This is a genomic window from Streptomyces sp. KR55, assembly GCF_052245645.1.
GTDB classification, from domain to species: Bacteria; Actinomycetota; Actinomycetes; order Streptomycetales; family Streptomycetaceae; genus Streptomyces; species Streptomyces flavusporus.
The window spans coordinates 1-6758 of record NZ_JBQQCE010000522.1 but is presented as its reverse complement, the minus strand read 5'-3'; the positions used below and the strand labels follow the sequence as shown (position 1 = coordinate 6758).

7 protein-coding genes are annotated in these 6758 nt (G+C 71.5%); all 7 read left to right on the top strand.

Annotation, left to right across the window (positions count from 1 at the left end):
- Nucleotides 1–584 precede the first annotated feature (584 nt).
- Nucleotides 585–1595, top strand: a complete 1011-nt coding sequence (locus ACTWQJ_RS44040; protein WP_443312014.1) for a lytic murein transglycosylase — start codon at nucleotides 585–587, stop codon at nucleotides 1593–1595.
- A gap of 53 nt (nucleotides 1596–1648) precedes the next feature.
- Nucleotides 1649–2677: a sigma-70 family RNA polymerase sigma factor gene (locus ACTWQJ_RS44035; RefSeq protein WP_443312012.1), complete on the top strand. Its 1029-nt coding sequence runs from the start codon at nucleotides 1649–1651 to the stop codon at nucleotides 2675–2677.
- A 121-nt stretch (nucleotides 2678–2798) separates the two neighbouring features.
- Nucleotides 2799–3713 (top strand): ABC transporter ATP-binding protein, encoded by a 915-nt coding sequence (locus ACTWQJ_RS44030; RefSeq protein ID WP_443312011.1) that lies wholly within the window; start codon nucleotides 2799–2801, stop codon nucleotides 3711–3713.
- A complete protein-coding gene (locus tag ACTWQJ_RS44025; RefSeq protein ID WP_443312010.1) occupies nucleotides 3710–4480 on the top strand; it encodes an MlaE family ABC transporter permease in 771 nt (256 codons plus the stop codon). Before ACTWQJ_RS44030 ends, ACTWQJ_RS44025 begins: the two co-directional genes overlap by 4 nt.
- A 3-nt stretch (nucleotides 4481–4483) precedes the next feature.
- On the top strand, nucleotides 4484–5299 hold the full coding sequence (locus ACTWQJ_RS44020; protein ID WP_224739830.1) for an MlaE family ABC transporter permease: 816 nt from the start codon (nucleotides 4484–4486) through the stop codon (nucleotides 5297–5299).
- 44 nt (nucleotides 5300–5343) lie between these two features.
- Nucleotides 5344–6540, top strand: coding sequence for an MCE family protein (locus tag ACTWQJ_RS44015; protein ID WP_443312013.1), 1197 nt, complete (start codon nucleotides 5344–5346; stop codon nucleotides 6538–6540).
- Nucleotides 6537–6758 (top strand): MlaD family protein (locus ACTWQJ_RS44010; RefSeq protein WP_443312009.1); only part of this gene is annotated, 222 nt, incomplete at its 3' end. The genes ACTWQJ_RS44015 and ACTWQJ_RS44010, both read left to right, overlap by 4 nt.

Genomic DNA, 6758 nt, shown 5'->3' with positions numbered 1-6758 from the left:
TTTGAGAGCCGGAGTACAACGGTGCCCGCGCCGGACGCGGCACGCCGTCGTAGCCCGCCACACGCAGAAGCCCCGGCGGGGCTTCGTGGTCACGCGCTCTCACACGGGTCTCACCGACTGTGCGTACTCCCCGAGGCCATGAGGCCCTGACCTGGCATTGAGCTCCCGGCCCGGAACGGCTGGACGCACTTGGACGGCCGCTATGACCTGCGCCAAGCCGGACCGTTGCCGCATCGACCACAAGGCGCCCTCACCCCCTCCCCACAGGGCACATCCAGAGCACATGCACCTGGAAAACGCTGCGAAGTGACGAGAACAAGTGAGGGGAGTTTCTGCAAGTCAGCGCGGATCAGCACGCGTTCGCGCAGGTCAGAGCCATGCGGCAGAACTCCACTCTCAGTCGCACGCGCTCAACCTAACGCCCTGCACGGATTTTCGGGCAGCCCTCACCGGCACGGGATCCCCGCGACGGACCGCCCTCACTGCCCCGTAGAGCAGACGAGGAGAAACCACAGGGAGGGGACCGCGACGTGGCAGGGCACAGGGTCAGAGGCATCAGGGGTACGGCGCTCGCGGCGGCGGCGATGGCGGCGCTGACCGCGTCGCAGGCGCCGGGGACGACATCGGCGCGGGCGGCGGCGCCCGCGGAACCGGCCGCCGGGCGCGGGCCCAGCGTGTCCGGGGACACGCCGTTCCGTATGGAGCTCCCTCCACTGCGGGTGCGGAAGGCCGAGACAGCCGAGACAGCACAGGCGGGTGGCGCGCTGCCGGCGAGCGTGTTCGCCGCCTACCGGCGGGCCGAGACGCGGCTCGCGCACTCCGCGCCCGGCTGCCGGCTGCGGTGGCAGCTGCTGGCCGCCATCGGGCAGGTGGAGTCCGGGCAGGCGGGCGGCGGACGGGTGGACGCGGACGGTACGACCCTGACGCCGATCCGCGGTCCCCGGCTGGACGGCGTCGGCTTCGCCCTCATCCGGGACAGCGACGGCGGGGCGTACGACGGGGACACGGTGTACGACCGCGCGGTCGGCCCGATGCAGTTCATCCCGTCGACCTGGGCGGTCTGGGGCGCGGACGGCAACGGCGACGGCCGGGCCGACCCGCACAACGTCTTCGACGCCGCGCTCGCCGCCGGGCGCTACCTGTGCGCCGGCGGACGCGACCTGTCCGTGCCGGGCGACCTGGACGCGGCGATCCTCGGCTACAACCACTCCGGGGCCTATCTGCGGACGGTGCGCGCCTGGTTCGCGTACTTCCTGGAGGGGCACCGGGTGGTGCCGGACGCGGTGGCGGCGGGCGGCGCGAGCCCGGCGCCCGAGGCCTCCCGGCCGGTGCGGCGCGAGCCGTCGCCGACGCCGAGTGCCCGCCCGGCGGGCGATGGATCCGGTGCGCCGTCTCCTTCCCCGGCCCCGTCCGAGCCACGGCCGACACACAGCACCCCGTCCGCCGAACCGTCGGCGGCTCCCTCGGTACCGCTCCCCGACCCCGAAGTCGCCCCGCCCGCCGAGGACATGCTGCCCAGCACGGCTCCGCTCCCCGGCAACGATGAGAACCCAATGGTCGACACCCCCTCCACAACCGCGACTACCGGGCGGTAATGTCGCCCCCCGCCGGGCGCACATGACCGGCGGGTGAGCGCGAAGGGGCCCTGATGGCGACGACGGACATGCCCGCGGAGATACAGGCGGCCCACGACCGGTGGGAACGTATGTGGAGCCACCGCGAGCACCTGCTCAAGGTGGCCCGCCGCAGGTCGATGTCCCTGGAGGACGCCGAGGACGCCGTGCACGAGGCGATGCTGCGCGCGGCCGAGCGCCCCGACCTGGACGACGAGCGGCTGGCCGCCTGGCTGACGACGGTGACGATCCGGCTGTGCGTGGACCGGTACCGGCAGGTCAACCGCGAGGCCGAGGTGCGCACCAGCCCGACGCTGATCGCCCCCGGTCCGGTGCCGGTCGAGGAGGCGGTGTGCGACCGGGCCGAGGCCAGGTGGCTGGCCGTGCGCAGCGGTGAGCTGCCTGCGCGCCAGGCGGAGGCGCTCCGGCTGAAGTCCGAGGACCTGGACGTCGGCCAGGTCGCCGTCCGGATGGGCCTGAGCTACCGGACGGTCGAGTCGCTGCTGGCCCGGGCCCGCCGGACACTGCGCAACTCGCTGGCCGGCACGCTCGGTCTCGCCCTGTTCCTGTGGGGCCGGGGCAGGCCGCGCGGGGCCTCGCACGCGCAGGCCGTGGCAGTGGCCGGGACGGCGGCGACGCTGGCGGTGGCGGGGTTCGTCCTGCCGTACGCCCACGACTGGGACGGGCAGGGCACGGCGCCGCGGCCCTCCGTCTCCCCGGTCCCGGAGGCGTGGCAGCGGGCGGACAGCGAGGGCGGGGGGACATCCCCGGACGCGCGTGAGCTGCCGGCCGCCTCGAGGACCGGCGCCCCGGAGGCGACGCGGACCCCGGGCGACCGGCCGCTGCTGCCGCTGTCCGTGCCGTCCCTGCCGGAGGTCCCCCTCTCCTCGGGGCCGGAGCTGCCGACTCCCGAGGTGCCCGCGGTGCCTGAGGTGCCCGCGGTGCCCGACGTACCCGAGCTGCCAGGCATCTCGGCGGCCCCGGACGTGCCGGATCTTCCGGAGGTGCCGGACCACCCCACTGCTCCGGACACGCTCGAAGCACCTGTGGGCCCGCTGCCGTAACCCCCTCTCAACCCGTCCGCAAAAAAAATTCGCCTTCGCCGCGACGGACGCCCCGCCCCTCCCCGTAGAGCAGATGTCGGAGCTGCTCCACGGGTGACTTCACGGGCGAAGGGTGGACCGGATGGGTGTCGAGATCTGTGTGGAAGGGCTGACCAAGTCCTTCGGTCACCAGGTCATCTGGCAGGACGTCTCGCTGACGCTGCCCGCCGGGGAGGTCTCGGTCATGCTCGGGCCGTCGGGCACGGGCAAGTCGGTGTTCCTCAAGACGCTCGTCGGACTGCTCAAGCCGGAGAGCGGCTCGGTCCGGGTGGCCGGCCGGGACATCACCAAGCTCCGTGAGCACGAGCTGTACGAGGTGCGGAAGCTGTTCGGCGTGCTGTTCCAGGACGGCGCGCTGTTCGGCTCGATGAACCTGTACGACAACATCGCCTTTCCGCTGCGCGAGCACACCCGCAAGCCGGAGAGCGAGATCCGGCGGATCGTGCTCGAGAAGATGGACATGGTCGGTCTGATCGGGGCCGAGGAGAAGCTGCCCGGGGAGATCTCCGGCGGTATGCGCAAACGCGCCGGACTGGCGCGGGCGCTGGTCCTGGACCCGGAGATCATCCTGTTCGACGAGCCGGACTCGGGGCTCGACCCGGTGCGCGTCGCGTATCTCAACCAGCTGATCGTCGACCTCAACGCCCAGATCGACGCGACCTTCCTGATCGTCACCCATGACATCGCCTCGGCCCGCCAGGTCCCGGACAACATCGGGCTGCTGTTCCGCCGCGAGCTGGTGATGTTCGGGCCCCGCGACCAGCTGCTGACCAGCGACGAACCGGTCGTGCGGCAGTTCCTGAACGGCCGGATGCAGGGACCCATCGGCATGGCGGAGGAGAAGGACGCCGCCCAGGTCGAGCAGGAACTGGCCCAGATCGGCGAGACCACCGATCCCGAGCACCTCACTCCCCGGCTGCTGCCCAGCCCCGGCATCCCCCGGCCGCCCCGCTGGCAGGCCATCGCGCAGCGGGAGGAGGAGGTGGCACACGCATGAGCCTGAACCCCGTCGGCGCGCTGCGCCACTCCGGCAGCCTCTTCGCGATGGCCCTGGACGTCGTCCGGACCCTGCCCCGACGGCCGTTCCAGGTACGGGAGTTCATCCAGCAGGCCTGGTTCATCGCCAGCGTCACCATCCTGCCGACCGCCCTGGTCTCCATCCCCTTCGGCGCGGTCATCGCCCTGCAGATCGGCAGCCTGACCCGGCAGTTGGGCGCGCAGTCGTTCTCGGGCGCGGCCTCCGTCCTCGCGGTGCTGCGTGAGGCCTCGCCGATCGTCACGGCGCTGCTGATCGCGGGCGCCGGCGGGACGGCGATCTGCGCGGACCTGGGGGCGCGGAAGATCCGCGAGGAGATCGACGCGATGCAGGTGCTGGGCATCGACCCCATCCACCGGCTGGTCGTGCCGCGGGTGCTGGCCTCGATGCTGGTGGCGGTGCTGCTCAACGGCCTGGTGTCGGTGGTCGGGGTGGCGGGCGGCTACTTCTTCAACGTCGTCCTGCAGGACGGCACACCGGGCGCGTATCTGGCCTCCTTCACCACCCTCGCCCAGCTCTCCGACCTGTGGGCGGCCGAGATCAAGGCACTCGTCTTCGGCGCGATCGCGGCGATCGTCGCCTCGTACAAGGGACTCACCGCGAAGGGCGGCCCGAAGGGTGTGGGCGACGCGGTGAACCAGTCGGTGGTGATCACCTTCATGTTGCTGTTCGTGACGAACTTCGTGATGACCGCGGTGTATTTCCAGGTCGTTCCGCAGAGGGGCTAGCCGATGAGACTTCTCGACCGCCCCCTGAAGTCCCTCGAGGACCTGGGCGCTCAACTCTCCTTCTACGGCCGCTCGCTGGCGTGGACGGGCCGGACCCTGCGCCGCTACAAGAAGGAGATCCTGCGGCTGCTCGCCGAGGTCAGCTTCGGCCGGGGCGCGCTCGCCGTGGTGGGCGGCACGGTCGGCGTCATCGCCTTCCTGTCGTTCTTCACCGGCACCGAGGTGGGCCTGCAGGGGTACGCCGCGCTCAACCAGCTCGGCACCTCCAACTTCGTGGCGTTCCTGTCGGCGTACTTCAACACCCGTGAGATCGCCCCGCTGGTGGCCGGGCTCGCGCTGTCCGCGACGGTCGGCGCCGGGTTCACCGCGCAGCTCGGCGCGATGCGGATCAGCGAGGAGACCGACGCCCTGGAGGTCATGGGCGTGCCGTCGCTGCCGTTCCTGGTGACCACGCGGATGATCGCCGGGTTCGTCGCCGTGATCCCGCTGTACGTGGTCGGGCTGCTGTCGTCGTACCTCGCCGCCCGCACCATCACCACGGGCTACTACGGGCAGTCGGCGGGCACCTACGACCACTACTTCCAGCAGTACCTGCCCCCGGTCGACGTGCTCTGGTCCTTCGGCAAGGTGCTGGTCTTCGCCGTCGTGATCATCCTTGTGCACTGCTTCTACGGCTACTACGCGAGCGGCGGCCCGGCGGGCGTCGGCGTCGCGGTCGGACGGGCCGTGCGGACCTCGATCGTGGCGATCAACGTCCTGGACTTCTTCCTGAGCCTCGCGATCTGGGGCGCCAACACGACCGTACGGATTGCGGGGTGAGCGCGGTGAGCCGGGTGCGAGTGGTGAGACTGCGGGTGTACGGCATGGTGTTCCTCGCCGTGCTGGCCCTGCTGTTGTCCCTGTCCGTCGCCGTCTACCGGCAGGCGTTCACGCCGGTCGTGCGGATCACGCTGGAAGCGGACAGCCTGGGCAACCAGCTCGACCGGCGTGCCGACGTCAAGCTGCGCGGGCTGCTGGTCGGCGAGGTGCGTGAGGTGCGCGCGGACGGGACGAAGGCGACGCTCGACATCGCGCTCAAGCCGGAGCACGTCGCGTACATCCCCGCCGATGTGCACGCACGGCTGCTGCCCAAGACGCTGTTCGGCGAGAAGTACGTCGACCTGGTCGTGCCCGCCGGCTCGTCCGCCCGGGCGATCCGCGCCGGGGACGTCATCACCCAGGACCGCACCCGCGTCGGCATCGAGCTCCAGCAGTTGATGAACGACCTGCTGCCGCTGCTGCGGACCGTGAAGCCGGGCGAGCTCAACGCCACGCTCTCCGCGTTCGCCACGGCCCTCGAGGGGCGCGGCGACCGGATCGGCGACAACCTCACGCGCGTGGAGGCCTATCTGCGCAAGCTCAACCCGCATCTGCCGTCCCTGAAGGAGGACATCGCGCGGTTCGCGGACGTCGCCGAGGTGTACGGCGACGCGGCGCCCGACCTGATGAAGATCCTCCGCAACACGGTCACGACCAGCCGCACTCTGGTGGAGAAGAAGGAACAGTTGGCCGCAGCGCTCACCTCGACCACGACCACCGCCCGCACGGCGGACGACTTCCTCGCCGCGAACGGCGACCGGCTGATCACCCTCGGCCGGGTCTCCCGGCCCACCCTGGAGCTGTTCGCCCGCTACTCGCCCGAGTATCCGTGCCTCCTGGACGGCCTGGTCCGGCAGGAGGAGGCCTCCGAGGAGGCGTTCCGGGGCGGGAAGATGCGCATCACGCTCGAAGTGGTGCGGCAGCAACCGGCATACGAACCCGGTGAGGAGCCCCACTACGGCGAGCGGTCGGGGCCGAACTGCCGCGACATGCCCCACCCTCCGGTGCCCGGGCCCAAACCCCACCTCAACGACGGTACGGCCGCGGCGAGTTCGTCCGGGGTGTCCGGTACCCGGGCCGAGCAGCGCGCCGTCGGCTCGCTCGTGGCACCCGTGCTCGGCGTGCCTGCCGACGAGGTGCCGCCGGTCGCGACGCTGCTGTTCGGGCCGATGGCGCGCGGAACGGCGGTGAGCGTCGCATGAGCAGCAGCACGACGAAGGCGCGCCGGACCGCCGGACCGCTGATCAAGTTCAGCCTCTTCGCGCTGGTGACGATCCTGGCGACAGCCCTGCTCGCCGCCACCATCGGCAACCTCTCCTTCACGCCCCAGCACACGTACCGGGCGGTGTTCAGCGACGTCACCGGCCTGGAGGAGGGCGACGACATCCGGGTGGCCGGGGTGCGCGTCGGTGAGGTCGAG